Origin of the sequence: Falsiroseomonas sp. (assembly GCF_030695085.1) — a bacterium.
Lineage (GTDB): Bacteria > Pseudomonadota > Alphaproteobacteria > Acetobacterales > Acetobacteraceae > Falsiroseomonas.
Genome location: NZ_JAUYTS010000183.1, coordinates 1 through 12,834 on the forward strand (window position 1 = coordinate 1; position 12,834 = coordinate 12,834).

The following is a 12,834-nucleotide window of genomic DNA, read 5'->3' on the forward strand; positions in this document are numbered from 1 at the left end:
TACATCGGCACGGAGACCTCCTGGCGTTCGTCGGACGCGGGGATGGAGATGCGGATCAGCTTCTCCACCGCCCACAGCTTCTCCCGCTCATCCGGCGCGCACATGGCGATCGCGATCCCCGATGCGCCGGCGCGCGCGGTGCGGCCGATGCGGTGGACATAGGCCTCAGGCGTGTCCGGCATGTCGTGCTGGATCACATGCGTCACGCCATCCACATCGATGCCACGGGCGGCGATGTCGGTGGCGACCAGCACCGGGGCGCGGTTGGACTTGAAGTCCGCCAGGGCACGCTCGCGCTGGCCCTGGGACTTGTTGCCATGGATGGCGTTGGAGGCGATGCCATCGGCCTCTAGGTTCTTCACCACGCGATCGGCGCCATGCTTGGTGCGGGTGAAGATCAGCGCGCGGCCAACCCCCTCGCCCTTCAGCAGCTCGGCCAGCTTGCCGCGCTTGCGGCCCTGCTCGATGACGACAAGCTTCTGCGTGACGCGTTCCGCGGTGGTGGCGACGGGCGCCACCTCGATGCGAATCGGGTCCTTCAGGATCTCGGCCGAGAGCTTCGCCACTTCCGCCGGCATGGTGGCCGAGAAGAACATGGTGTGCCGCTTCGCCGGCAGCTTCGGCAGGATGCGGCGGATGGCGGGCCAGAAGCCCTTGTCCAGCATCTGGTCGGCCTCATCGAGGACCAGCGCATTCACCATGTCGAGGCGCGCGGAGCCCTCATCCATGTGGTCCTGCAACCGGCCCGGCGTTGCCACCAGGATGTCGATGCCATTCGCGAGCGCCCGGCGCTGCGGGCCATGCGGCACGCCGCCGAAGATGACGAAGACGGACAGGCCAAGGTGGCGGCCGTAATTCTTCAGGCTGTCGGCGATCTGGCTGGCCAGTTCGCGGGTCGGCGACAGGATCAGCGCGCGGCAGCCGCCACGCGGCGGGCGGCCCTTCGATTCGGCCAACAGATGCAGCAGCGGCAGGCCGAAGGCGGCGGTCTTGCCGGTGCCGGTCTGCGCGATGCCCAGGATGTCACGCCCGGTCAGCGCATGCGGAATCGCATCGCGCTGGATCGGGGTCGGGGTGGTGTAGCCCTCTTCGGTCAGCGCCTGGAGGATGCGCGGGGAGAGGCCGAGTTCACTGAAGCTCATGAAATACAAAAATCCGGTCATGCCGCCCGGCGATTGCGCGGGCGGTTGGGTGGCGGTGGGCCAACCCGCGTGCCGGGGCCGGTCCGATGTTGTCCGCAGAGCCACGCCTTTCGGGCGACGGCAGCGCCCCGGTCCGGGCCTCCAGGCGCCAGGTCCCCCATGATCGGGTGACGGCACCGGGCCCGCTCACGCGGCCGGGGCGCGGCGGGCAAACACCCGCCGACAGGGGGAGAGATAGGCCAGAATCACTCACCCGACAAGGAAATTTCGGCGGTGCAGCATGACACGCCTCAGCCATCGGCGCGGCGGCTGAATCCTGGCTCCTCCGGCGGCTCCGCCGGCGCCTCCACGATGGCGGTGACCCGGGCGAGCAGCGGGCCGCGATGGCAGGCGGCGATCATTGCCTGCACGGCCGCCGCATCACCGGCCACCAGGGCCTGCACGCTGCGGTCCGGCCGGTTCCGCACCCAGCCGCGCAGGCCGCGCCGCACCGCCTGCCGCACCAGCCAGTCCCGGTAGCCGACGCCCTGCACGCGGCCGCTGATGGCCAGCAGCCGGGCGATCATCCAGCCAGCCGCACCAGCCGCGCGGCGAGGGCCACATCGGCCGCGGCGGCATCGCGGCGGGCCTGCTTGTCGGGGTCCACGCCCCAGAATTCTTCCTGGAACGCTTCCTCCAGCGCGGCCAGGCGATGCGCCTCGGCGGGGTCGAGGTGCAGGCCGACCACGGCAAGGCCCAGCACCAGGCTACCCAGCGCCGGCACCGCGACGCCCAGCGCCGCCAGCCCAAGCACGGAATGCCGTGCCACCGCGCGGTGCAGCGCGGCCAGGGCCTCGGGGGGTTGGGGGACCGGCATGATCCCGGTGGTCACGCGCAGCGGCGCGTCCAGGGTGCGGGCCGACCAGGTCAGCCAGGGGTCCCAGGCTTCCGCCTGCCTTGCCGCGAGCCGGCTGATATCCGTGCGGTAGCAAAGCAGCTCGGTCTCGCCATAGCGGGCGATGGCGGCGACGGTGCCCTCCGGCGCCATCCCGATGCGTTCTTCCGCGGTGCCGACCAAGCGGGTCAGCGGCACGTCTTCCGGCCGCATCTCACCGCCCTTGGCCCCGCCCGCCGCCTGCCATTCGGCGGCCACCGCCTCGGCGAGCGGCGCTGCCTGGACGCGCAAGGCGGCGCCCCCCGGCAGCCGGACCGGGCGGCCATCCAGCAGGATGGAGAAGCCGCCCTCGCCCGGCGCGGTGCGCGCCTCCTCCCAGAACCGCTTCACGCGGTCAGCGGTTGCGGGTGACCGCGGCGGAGCGGGTGCTGGCGGCCGGGCGGCGCGCCGGCGTGCTGGCGGCCGGGGTGGCGCGGTCCGAACAGCTGGCGGCGTCGTGCGGGTTCAGCACGTTGCGCTCCATCGAAAGCTCGGCCAGCGAGCTGGCGCTGGTCTGTGCCAGGGCTGCCTGGAACAGCGGCGCGACGTTCTGGCAGAAGCGCGAGCCCTGGCGTACGCCATCCTGCGACTGCTCATTCGCCAGCGTCGTGATGTAGCCATCGAGCGCGCGCTGGCCCTGGGCGCCACCGGTGCGGCGGAAATGGGTACGGATGGTGTTGTAGGCGCCGCCCAGATCGCCTTGGAACTTGCGGACGAAGGCGTTGTAGTCGCTGTCCCGCTGGCAGGTGATGGCGGCGACCATCAACTGGCTCTGCAAGGCGCGCAGCTCGAAGGCTGTGCGCTCATTGGCCTGGACGCAGGACTGGGCGATGGCGGGGCCGCCGATGGCCATGGCGGCGCCGGCGATCAGCAGACGAATGGAAAACTTGCGGCGCATGGCGTGGGAAACTCCCCCTGGGACCCCCTGCCTGCCGCATCGGCCGCGCCGGCGCAACCAATGTTGCGCTGGCCGATCGCGCGGCGGGGCCCCCGGCCCCCTGGCGTCCCGTCACGGGCTGTCTCTACAGCATCCGGCGGTGAAAAACAGCCGCGATCTTGCCGCCGATCTTCACAAGATTCCAATCAGGTAGAGCACGATGATAATCGGGATCGGCAAGCCGACCAGCCACAGCAGAATACCCTTCATGACCCGCTCCGTAAGGTTATGGGGGGTCTAACGCGGCCCTAGGCCTTTCGTTTCATGCGTTGGAACCGCGCCAGACCGGCCAGCCGGCGGTCCAGGAATCCGCGCGTCGCCGCGTAATCCTCCGAGTCATCCTGCAGCCAGAAGGCCAGCGTGGCGCCGTAGACGGCGGCCAGCGTCGCCCGCCGCGTGTACCAGGAGAAATCGGCGGAGGTATCGCCGGCCGCCGCCCACATCGCATCCGCCGTGCGCGCCACGGTGCGGGCGGCGGAGGCCAGGTTCCAGGGCAGCGATTGCAGCGCCAGCGCCCGGCGCACCGCCTCGCGATCCGGCGCGGCCTGTTCCAGGCGGATCAGCACCACGCGGCGGATGCGGCGTGGGATCTTCAGGCTGGCCAGATCCTCCGCCACCGCCTGCGCTTCCATCTCCCGGTCCGCCAGGTCGCACCAGGCCTCGATCGCCTCGACCGGGCCGCGCGGGAACAGCCAATCCTGTTCCAGCGGGTCGCGGCCGAGGTCGGCCAGGCCGGCGGACAGCGCCGCGCGGGTCCAGCCGAGCGCCGGCACATGCGGCAGGGCGGCCTTGATGGCCTGGTCGCGTTCTTCGCTGCGTTCGATCACGATTTATCCTCCTCGGCGGCGCGGCTGGCCTGCTGGGCCGCCCGGTGCAGATCCTCGTTGAAGCCGAAGCGCGACAGGTCCGGCATCCGCATGGGATACAGGATGCCGTCCAGATGGTCCGTCTCATGCTGGATCACCCGGGCGGGCAGCCCCGCCGCCTCCCCCTCCACGGGGCGGCCTTCCACATCAACGCCGCGGAAGCGGATTCGGGCAGCGCGCGGCACGGCGCCGCGCAGGCCGGGGATGGAGAGGCAGCCTTCCCAGCCTTCCTCCGTCCCCTCCCCCACCGGCTCGATCTCCGGGTTGATCAAAGCGAGGATGTTGCCGGCGCCGCCGCGCCAGACGAAAAGCCTGAGCGGCACATGCACCTGGGGCGCCGCCAGGCCGAGGCCGGAGGCATCCTCCATCGTCTCCGCCATATCGGCCACCAGGCGGCGGATTTCCGGCGCGGTGGGGTCCGCGACCGGATCGGCCCGGCGGATCAAGACGGGGTGGCCCATGCGGGCGATCTTCAGAAGGGCCATGGCGGCGGAGGGGTCCGGCAGATTCAACGCTCTACTTAATGCGTGCGGCGGGTAGCGGGAGGGTCTTTCGCATTCCCCGAATCCTGTGCTAAGGCTGCGCCCCTCGCGTTTGCCGGTTCGGGTCATCTCCCGGATCGGCTGGCGCGCATCCGCTTTTCCGATTCCCACTCATCCGAACCAGGAGGTTCCATCGCGTGCAGGTCGTCGTCCGCGACAATAACATCGACCAGGCCCTGAAGGCGCTGAAGAAGAAGCTTCAGCGTGAGGGTGTGTTCCGTGAAATGAAGCTCCGCCGCCATTACGAGAAGCCGTCCGAGCGTCGGGCCCGTGAGGCCGCGGAGGCTGTTCGCCGCGCCCGCAAGGTCGAGCGCAAGCGGCTGGAGCGGGAAGGCTTCTGATCCTTCCCCGGCGCAGCGGTTCACCCCGCCGCCGGGTCTAGGACCAGCCTTCCCCGACGCCCGTCCTCCCCGGCGGGCCGTGACCCTGACAAGCCGAAGCAGCGCGGTGCGGAAACCCTTCCGCCAGCCGCCGCTTTGCGCTGTCCGGGGTCTTTTCGCACCGCATCAATGCGCGTCTACTCCCCGCTTCCGGCAGGGGCAAGCGCGATGGATGGGTTCGATGATCTGGAACAGGCATGGGTGGCGCGTGCGAAGCGCGTGCTGCCAGCCGGCGGATTCGGCAATTTCCCGCCGGAGGTGATCCTGCGCGAAGGTCGCGGTGGGCGCGTCTGGGATATCGCCGGCCGCGAATATGTGGACTTCCTGCTCGGCTCCGGTCCGATGTTCATCGGCCACTGCCACCCGGAAGTGACCGAGGCGGTGCAACAGCAACTGGCCCGCGGCACCACATTCTTCGCCAACAATGAACACGGCATCGCCCTCGCCGAGGCGATCGTCGAGGCGGTGCCCTGCGCCGAGCAGTTGCGCTTCGTGGGTTCCGGCACGGAGGCGGATCTCTACGCCATGCGGCTGGCCCGCGCCTTCCGCGGCCGCGACAAGATCCTGAAATTCGAGGGCGGCTACCACGGCATGAGCGACCATGGCCTGATGAGCCTGGCGCCGAAACACCTGGCCAATTTCCCCCGCCCCGTGCCGGATTCGGCCGGCATCCCGAAATCCGTCGCCGATGACGTGCTGGTGGCCCCCTTCAACGACCTGGAGGCGGTGACGCGGCTGGTGGAACAGCAGGGCGAGGAGATCGCCGGCATCATCGTGGAGCCGCTGCAACGCCTGATCCCGCCCGCCCCCGGCTTCCTGCAAGGATTGCGCGATCTTTGCACGAAGCATGGGCTGGTGCTGATCTTCGATGAGGTCGTCACCGGCTTCCGCTTCGCCTATGGCGGCGCGCAGGAATACTACGGCGTGACCCCGGATCTCTGCACATTGGGAAAAACCATCGGCGGCGGCTTTCCGCTGGCAGCCGTGGCCGGGCGGGCCGACATCATGGCGCATTTCGACCGCGCGCTGGTCGGCGATGCCGGCTTCCTGATGCAGGTGGGCACGCTGTCGGGCAACCCGGTGGCGGCCGTGGCCGGGCTGAAGACGCTGGAAATCCTCCGCCGCCCCGGTGCCTATGAGGGCGTCTTCGCCACCGGGCGGGCGCTGATGCAGGGCATGTCAGCGCAGCTGGCCGCTGCCGGGCTGCCGGCGCAGGTGGTGGGGGAGCCGCCGCTTTTCGACGTGGTGTTCACCGATGGCGAGGTGAGGGACTATCGCGCCACGCTGCGGGCGGATCGCGCCACGCAGGCCCATGTGAACCGCGTGTTGCGCGACGGCGGCATCCTGAAGGGCGACAGCAAATACTACGTCTCCACCGCGCATGAGTCGCGCGACGTGGACCAGACGCTGGATGCCTTCGCGCGCGCGATGGCGACCCTGCCGGCGGGCTGATGCCAAATCCGGTTGCCCGGAACCTGCGGCCGGCAGGCCGCCCCAGGCCGTGAATCCGCGGTATGAGGCGTCCTCAGATCACGCCCAGGGCGGCCGCCAGGCTGCGTAGCGACAGCAGCATGATGACCACGCCCACCAGCAGCATCAGCTGGCGCGCCGGCAGATGCCGCGCCACCAGGGCGGCGAAGGGCGCCGCCAGCACGCCGCCCACCACCAGCCCCAGGATCGCCTGCCACAGTTCCAGGCCGATCGCGGTGAAGAAGGCAGCGGTGATGGCGAGGGTGACGAAGAATTCCGCCGCATTGGTGGAGCCGATGGCGATGCGCGGCACATCGCCGCGCCCGATCAGGGTGGAGGTGACGATGGGCCCCCAGCCGCCGCCGCCAGCGGCATCGAGGAAGCCGCCGGTCAGGCCGAGCAGCGTCACCTTGCGCCCCGGCTCGGGCCGCGGTGGCCGAAATGCGCGCCACAGGATCAGCCCACCCATGCAGAACAGATAGGCGCTGACGATGGGCGCGATGATCCGCATCGGCAGGGCGGAGGCCAGCAATGCACCGGCGACGCCACCGGCAACGCCCGGCACCGCCAGGCGCGCCACCAGCCGCGCATCGACATTCTTGAGCCGCCAATGCGCGGTGCCGGAAGCGCCGGTGGTGAAGACCTCCGCCGCATGCACGCTGGCGCTGGCGATCGCCGGATGTGTGCCAAGCGAGACCAGCACGCTGGTCGCCGTCAGCCCATAGGCCATGCCGATGGCGCCATCGATCATCTGCGCCACGAAGCCGACGGCGACGAAAAGCAGGAACTCGTCCATGCAAACCCTCACCTGGCTTGCGGTCTGGTGCGGGCGTTCCCTGTGAACCGGCCGCCCCGGGAGGGCGGCCGGTTCAGGCCAGGCCTACTTCTGCAGGCTCTGCACGATCTGCTGCGTGACCTTCTTGGCGTCACCGAACAGCATCATGGTGTTGGGGCGGAAGAACAGCTCGTTGTCCACGCCGGCATAGCCGCTCGCCATGCCGCGCTTGACGAAGAACACGGTCTTGGCGCGCTCCACATCCAGGATCGGCATGCCATAGATGGCGCTGGTCTTGTCCGTCTTCGCCGCCGGGTTGGTCACGTCGTTGGCACCGATCACATAGGCCACGTCGGCATCGGCGAATTCGGCGTTGATCTCCTCCAGCTCATGCACCTCGTCATAGGGCACGTTGGCTTCGGCCAGCAGCACGTTCATGTGCCCGGGCATGCGGCCGGCGACAGGGTGGATGGCATAGGAGATCTCGGCGCCTTCCTTCTTCAGCAGGTCGGCCATTTCGCGGACCACCTGCTGCGCCTGCGCCACCGCCATGCCGTAGCCCGGCACGATGATGATCTTCTGGGCGTTCTTCATGATGTAGGCGGCATCCTCGGGGCTGCCGGCCTTCACCGGCGCGCGGTCCGCATTGCCCGCACCCGGACCCGCCTCGCCGCCCGTGGTACCGAAACCGCCCAGCAGCACGTTGATGATGCTGCGGTTCATGCCCTTGCACATGATGTAGGACAGGATCGCGCCCGAGGCGCCAACCAGCGCGCCGGTCACGATCAGCAGCAGGTTGCCGATGGTGAAGCCGATGCCCGCAGCCGCCCAGCCGGAATAGCTGTTCAGCATGGACACAACCACCGGCATGTCCGCGCCGCCGATCGGGACGATCAGCAGGAAGCCCAGCGCGAAGGATAGCAGCGCGATCAGCCAGAACAGGATGGGCGAGCCGGTCGCGACGAAGGCGATCACCAGCACCAGCAGCAGCGCACCGAGCGCCGCGTTCAGCATGTGCTGGCCCTTGAAGATGATCGGCGAGCCGGACATGCGCCCGTCCAGCTTGGCGAAGGCGATCACCGAACCGCTGAAGGTGATGGCGCCGATGGCGAGCCCCAACGACATCTCGACCAGCGAGGCGGCCTTGATGTTGCCGGCGAAGCCGATGCCGAAGCTCTCCGGCGAGTAGAAGGCCGCCGCCGCCACGAACACCGCCGCCATGCCGACCAGGCTATGAAAGGCGGCGACGAGTTGCGGCAGCGACGTCATCTGGATGCGCTGCGCCACCACCGTGCCGATCGTGCCGCCGATCGCCAGGCCCGCGAGCACCAGCACGATGCCGCCGGCGCCCATGCCCGGCCGCAGCAGGGTCGCGAGAATCGCGATGCCCATGCCGATCATGCCGTACAGGACGCCCTGGCGGCTGGTCTCGGGGTTGGACAGGCCGCGCAGCGCCATGATGAACAGGACGGAGGCGACCAGGTAGGCCAGCGTCGAAAGGGTCTGTCCCATGGCTCAGCTGCCCTTCTTCTTGAACATGGACAGCATCCGGCGCGTCACCAGGAAGCCACCGAAGATGTTCACGGAGGCCAGCGTCACGCCGATGAAGCCGAAGATCTGCGCGGCGACGCTCTCGGCCAAGCCGGTGGCCAGGATGGCGCCCACCACGATGACGGAGGAGATGGCGTTCGTCACACCCATCAGCGGCGAATGCAGCGCCGGGGTCACGTTCCAGACCACGTAGTAGCCAACGAAGCAGGCCATCAGGAAGATGGTCAGCATCAGCAGGAAGGGCTCGGCGGCCGCGGCGACGGGCGCCGCCGTCTCGGCCAGCTGCCGGGCATGCTCGGCGAGCAGCGCGGCGCGGTCCGAGAGGGAGGCCGCCTCATTGGCGATCTGTTGCGGGTTCATGCGGCGATCTCCTCAGGCGGCCGGGGACGAGGCGGGCAACGAGGCATGGACCACGGCCCCGCCGCGGGTCAGCTGCACACCCTTCACGATGTCATCGTCTTCCTTCAGCACCGGCTTCTTGGCTTCCTTGTCCCAGAAGGTGGTCAGGAAGGTCAGCAGGTTGCGCGCATACAGCGCGGAGGAGGCGCCGGAAATCCGGCCCGGCCAGTTGCGGTAGCCCAGCACCTTCACGCCATTGGCCGTGACGATCATCTCGCCCGGCACGGTGGCGGCACAGTTGCCGCCGGCATCGGATGCGATATCCACGATGATGCTGCCCGGCTTCATGGAGGCGACCATCGCCTCATTCACCAGGATCGGCGCCTTGCGGCCCTGCACCAGGGCGGTGGTCACCACGATGTCCTGCTTGGCGATATGGGCGGCCACCACCTCGGCCTGCTTGGCGTAGAATTCGGCGGAAAGCTGCTTGGCGTAGCCGCCCGCGGTCTGCGCCGCCTTGCTCTCCTCATCCTCGTAGCCGACGAAGGTGGCGCCGAGGGACTTGATTTCTTCCTTCGCCGCCGGCCGCACATCGGTGGCGGACACCCGGCCGCCGAGGCGGCGCGCGGTGGCAATCGCCTGCAGGCCGGCGACGCCCGCACCCATGATGAAGACGTTCGCGGCCGGGATGGTGCCGGCGGCGGTCATCAGCATGGGGAAGCCGCGGTCGAAGGTGCTCGCCGCCTCCACCACCGCGCGGTAGCCGGCCAGGTTCGCCTGGGAGGACAGCACGTCCATCGACTGAGCGCGGGTGATGCGCGGCAGCAATTCCATGCTGCACGCCTCGATGCCGAGCTGGGCATAGCTATCGGCCATGGCGCGCGTCGCACCCAGCGTGCCGATCAGGATGGCGCCGCGCGGGATCAGGGCGAGTTCATCGACCTCCCCCTCCCCGGCGCCAAGGGGGGCGCGCACCTTCAGCACCAGGCCCGCATTGGCCAGGGTGGTGCCGACATCGGGCGTCACCTCCGCGCCGGCCTCGGCGTAGTGGCTGTCCGGAAACCCCGAGGCGAGGCCGGCGCCGCTTTCCACCGCGACGGTGCAGCCCAGGGCGATGAGCTTCTTCGCCGTCTCCGGCGTCGCGGCCACCCGCGTTTCCGCCCCTCGCCGTTCGCGCAATACCGCAACGCGCATCAATAGGACCCCCCGACAGCTTCAATTTCGAAGTCGGCGCCATATGAAGGCGCGTTGCAAGTCTTGCAAGGACGCCATGTTCCGACGGGGTGTGCATCGATCCCGGAACGGCGCCGGAATGGGGTCGCGATAGGGATTGCGGAGGCCCCGGGCCGGCGCCCATCCTGCCGCCATGCTGCTCCGTGATCTTCCCGATGGCTCCACCCTGGCGATCAGCCAGCCCATGCATGCGCTGGTTTCCGGCCAGCTCGCGCGCGCCTGGGGTGCGCCGGGCTTCGCCGTCCTCGACCCGTTCGAGGATGTCGCCACCGCCTGCGCCCAGCATGATGTCGCCTGGATGGGGTGGGAGGTGGCGCCGACGCTGGACCCCGCGACCGGCCTGCCGCACGTCTTCCGCGCCGTCGGCGCCCGCTTCCACGCGCCGATGTGGGCGGCCGGCGTGGCGCAGGCGCTGGCCTGCTGGGGGCCCTGGGTGGCGCTGCTGGTCAGCCGCCATGGCAGCCTGATCTATGGCAGCTACACGGACCGCCACCAGCTCGACCCCGCGGATGCCGAGGCGGTGGCGCTTTACCTGGCGGAACAGACGGCGGTGCAGCGCGACCTGGCCGCGCAGCTCGGCGCCACCGCGGCGCAGGTGGAGACCGCCGGCGCGCTGGTCGCCGTCACGGATGCACTCAGCCTCGCCGTCTGCGGCGGGGTGGAGACGATCGGCGGCGTCGGCACCGCGCCGATGGCCGATGGTGGCCAGGTGAAGCTGGCCTTGCTCGAAGGCGCCGGCGTGATCTCCGTCGCCCCCTGGCCGTTCCGGCTGGCGGAGGTGACGCTGGAATGGCGGGCCCGCCGCCTGCCGGAAGGTGCGCGCTGGACGGATGAGGCGGCGATGCGCGCCGACCTTGCCGCTGCCCCGGTGCAGGCGCTGTCCGCACGGCTGGTGCCGGGCTGAAGCCGCCCCGGGTGCGGTTTTGACGCGGATCGGCTATGCTCGGCGTGGACCAACCCGACTGAGGACCCCCCCTTTCATGACCCTCCCCGGCCTTTCCCGCCGCACATTGCTCGGCGCCGCAGCCGCCCTGCCGCTCGCCACCCCCGCCCTGGCCCAGGGCGCCTGGCCGCAGCGGCCGATCCGCATTGTCGTACCCTTCGCGCCCGGCGGCGCGGTGGACATCACGGCCCGCCTGCTGGCGGAACGGCTGCAGCCGATCCTGGGCCAGACCATCACGGTGGATAATCGTGGCGGCGCCGGCGGCAATATCGGCGGCGATGCGGTCGCGAAGGCGCCGAAGGATGGCTACACGATCCTGCTCGGCACGGCGACGATCCTGGCCGCGAACAAGTTCCTGTTCCGCCGCTCCATGCCCTTCGACCCGATCCGCGACCTCACCCCCGTGACGCGCGTGACCACGGGCACCGTGCTGCTGGTGGTGAACGCGCAGCGGCCCTGGCAGAATTTCGCCGAGCTGGTGGCGGCGGCGAAGCGCGAGCGCGGCAGCATCACCATGGGCTCCTCCGGCACCGGCACGGTCAGCCACCTGACGCTGGCGCGGATCAACGCGGCGGCGGGGATGGAGATCACCCATGTGCCCTATCGCGGCGGCGGACCCGCCATTGCGGATCTGCTGGCCGGCAACATCGACATGATGTTCGACGTGATCCCGGCGCTGATGCCGCATGTGCGGGAAGGCCGCTTCCGGGCGCTCGCGGTCGGCTCCGCGGAACGCGTGACCTATGTGCCGGAACTGCGCGAGGTGCCCAGCATGAAGGAAGTGCTGCCGAACCAGGGCATCGACATGCAGAGCTGGTACGCGGTGAACGCCCCCGCCGGCACGCCGGAGGCCGCCGTCACCCGGCTGCACCAGGCGCTGGTGCAGGTCGCGCGGTCCGATGACTTCAAGGCGCGGATGGAGCCGCTGGGCTTCACCCCGGTCTGGGATGAAAGCCCCGCCGCCTATGGCCGCTACCTGCTGGAGCAGGAGGCGTTCTGGAAGGGGCTGGTCGAGGCCTCCGGCGCCACGCTGGACTGAGAAGGCAGCCGGCGCGCGGCCCCTCAGCGGCGCGCCGGTGCCAGGCTGACCATGTAGGCGGCCAGATTGGCCCGTTCCTCCACCGTCAGCTGGAAGGGCGGCATGTTGGGGTGTGGCGTGGCCAGCCAGGCTTGCACCGCCTCCGGCTGCGGCCGCGCCGAGGCCAGCAGCACGAAGCTCGGCACGCCGCTGCGCCGGGCGGCCTCGGCGCCGGGGGCCACCTGGTGACAGCCGCCGCAATGCGCATCCGCCGTCCAGCGCCCCCGCGCCTCGGCCTCGCTGCCACCGACGCCCTGCCAGGCGAGGATACTGATGGCCAGCGCGGCGACGACAACACCCACCAGGAGACCGATCCGCCTGGATTGGCGTGCCGCGCGCTTGGCTTCGGACATGAGGCTACTCCCGATAACGCCGACCGGCCCGCCGCCGATCGCGACCATCCCGTATTCTGTTTCGGAGTCGCTACCATTTTCCCTGGTCTGCATCATGTGCCGCGTCCGGTGACGCTTCGGTTGCGGCCAAAGCGCCAGGTGATGGGATGGCGCAGTCTGTGGTGATGGAACACTTCGCCACAGCGGCCTTCGTCGGCTTCGTCTTTCTGCTTGCCGGCGCGGTGAAGGGGCTGATCGGGCTGGGCCTGCCGACCATCGCCATCGGCCTGCTGGCGCTGGCGATGCCACCGGCGGAAGCCGCCGGCCTGCTGG

The 12,834-nt window shown here is 69.8% G+C and carries 15 protein-coding genes; 4 read left to right on the top strand and 11 right to left on the bottom strand.

Going from position 1 to position 12,834, the window contains the following annotated elements; translation table 11 throughout:
- The 6 genes from Q8S40_RS19820 to def all read right to left on the bottom strand — a co-directional run.
- Positions 1-1,142 (bottom strand): DEAD/DEAH box helicase (locus Q8S40_RS19820; RefSeq protein WP_305671776.1); only part of this gene is annotated, 1,142 nt, incomplete at its 3' end.
- 290 nt (positions 1,143-1,432) lie between these two features.
- The gene (locus tag Q8S40_RS19825) at positions 1,433-1,708 is read right to left on the bottom strand and encodes an acylphosphatase (RefSeq protein ID WP_305671777.1); all 276 of its coding nucleotides are present in this window, start codon (positions 1,706-1,708) and stop codon (positions 1,433-1,435) included.
- The gene (locus Q8S40_RS19830) at positions 1,705-2,406 is read right to left on the bottom strand and encodes an ATP12 family protein (protein WP_305671778.1); all 702 of its coding nucleotides are present in this window, start codon (positions 2,404-2,406) and stop codon (positions 1,705-1,707) included. The genes Q8S40_RS19825 and Q8S40_RS19830 overlap by 4 nt, the downstream gene beginning before the upstream one ends.
- Positions 2,407-2,410: 4 nt before the next feature.
- Positions 2,411-2,953, bottom strand: a complete 543-nt coding sequence (locus tag Q8S40_RS19835; protein WP_305671779.1) for a hypothetical protein — start codon at positions 2,951-2,953, stop codon at positions 2,411-2,413.
- Between the two features lie 287 nt (positions 2,954-3,240).
- On the bottom strand, positions 3,241-3,819 hold the full coding sequence (locus Q8S40_RS19840) for a COQ9 family protein (protein WP_304815393.1): 579 nt from the start codon (positions 3,817-3,819) through the stop codon (positions 3,241-3,243).
- Positions 3,816-4,343, bottom strand: coding sequence for a peptide deformylase (def, locus tag Q8S40_RS19845; protein WP_305671780.1), 528 nt, complete (start codon positions 4,341-4,343; stop codon positions 3,816-3,818). The genes Q8S40_RS19840 and def overlap by 4 nt, the downstream gene beginning before the upstream one ends.
- A gap of 194 nt (positions 4,344-4,537) precedes the next feature.
- Here def and rpsU point away from each other — a divergent pair, with 194 nt between their 5' ends.
- Both rpsU and Q8S40_RS19855 read left to right on the top strand, forming a co-directional pair.
- Positions 4,538-4,741: a 30S ribosomal protein S21 gene (rpsU, locus tag Q8S40_RS19850; RefSeq protein ID WP_007006360.1), complete on the top strand. Its 204-nt coding sequence runs from the start codon at positions 4,538-4,540 to the stop codon at positions 4,739-4,741.
- A gap of 207 nt (positions 4,742-4,948) precedes the next feature.
- The gene (locus Q8S40_RS19855) at positions 4,949-6,232 is read left to right on the top strand and encodes an aspartate aminotransferase family protein (protein WP_305671781.1); all 1,284 of its coding nucleotides are present in this window, start codon (positions 4,949-4,951) and stop codon (positions 6,230-6,232) included.
- 73 nt (positions 6,233-6,305) lie between these two features.
- Here Q8S40_RS19855 and Q8S40_RS19860 read toward each other — a convergent pair whose 3' ends face one another.
- From Q8S40_RS19860 to Q8S40_RS19875, 4 genes are all read right to left on the bottom strand, one after another.
- Complete coding sequence (locus tag Q8S40_RS19860; protein WP_304815381.1) at positions 6,306-7,046, bottom strand: sulfite exporter TauE/SafE family protein; 741 nt, start codon at positions 7,044-7,046, stop codon at positions 6,306-6,308.
- 84 nt (positions 7,047-7,130) lie between these two features.
- On the bottom strand, positions 7,131-8,537 hold the full coding sequence (locus Q8S40_RS19865; protein WP_304815380.1) for an NAD(P)(+) transhydrogenase (Re/Si-specific) subunit beta: 1,407 nt from the start codon (positions 8,535-8,537) through the stop codon (positions 7,131-7,133).
- Positions 8,538-8,540: 3 nt separating this feature from the next.
- Entirely contained in the window at positions 8,541-8,936 is a 396-nt protein-coding gene (locus Q8S40_RS19870) for an NAD(P) transhydrogenase subunit alpha (RefSeq protein WP_304815379.1), read from the bottom strand.
- Between the two features lie 12 nt (positions 8,937-8,948).
- Entirely contained in the window at positions 8,949-10,109 is a 1,161-nt protein-coding gene (locus tag Q8S40_RS19875; RefSeq protein ID WP_304815377.1) for a Re/Si-specific NAD(P)(+) transhydrogenase subunit alpha, read from the bottom strand.
- Positions 10,110-10,281: 172 nt separating this feature from the next.
- Here Q8S40_RS19875 and Q8S40_RS19880 point away from each other — a divergent pair, with 172 nt between their 5' ends.
- Together Q8S40_RS19880 and Q8S40_RS19885 are read left to right on the top strand one after the other, a co-directional pair.
- On the top strand, positions 10,282-11,052 hold the full coding sequence (locus tag Q8S40_RS19880) for a DUF3891 family protein (RefSeq protein ID WP_305671782.1): 771 nt from the start codon (positions 10,282-10,284) through the stop codon (positions 11,050-11,052).
- 76 nt (positions 11,053-11,128) lie between these two features.
- Positions 11,129-12,130 (top strand): tripartite tricarboxylate transporter substrate binding protein, encoded by a 1,002-nt coding sequence (locus Q8S40_RS19885; RefSeq protein WP_305671783.1) that lies wholly within the window; start codon positions 11,129-11,131, stop codon positions 12,128-12,130.
- A gap of 23 nt (positions 12,131-12,153) precedes the next feature.
- Here the strand turns inward: Q8S40_RS19885 and Q8S40_RS19890 are convergent, their stop codons facing one another.
- Positions 12,154-12,522, bottom strand: a complete 369-nt coding sequence (locus tag Q8S40_RS19890; RefSeq protein ID WP_305671784.1) for a c-type cytochrome — start codon at positions 12,520-12,522, stop codon at positions 12,154-12,156.
- Positions 12,523-12,834: the final 312 nt, after the last annotated feature.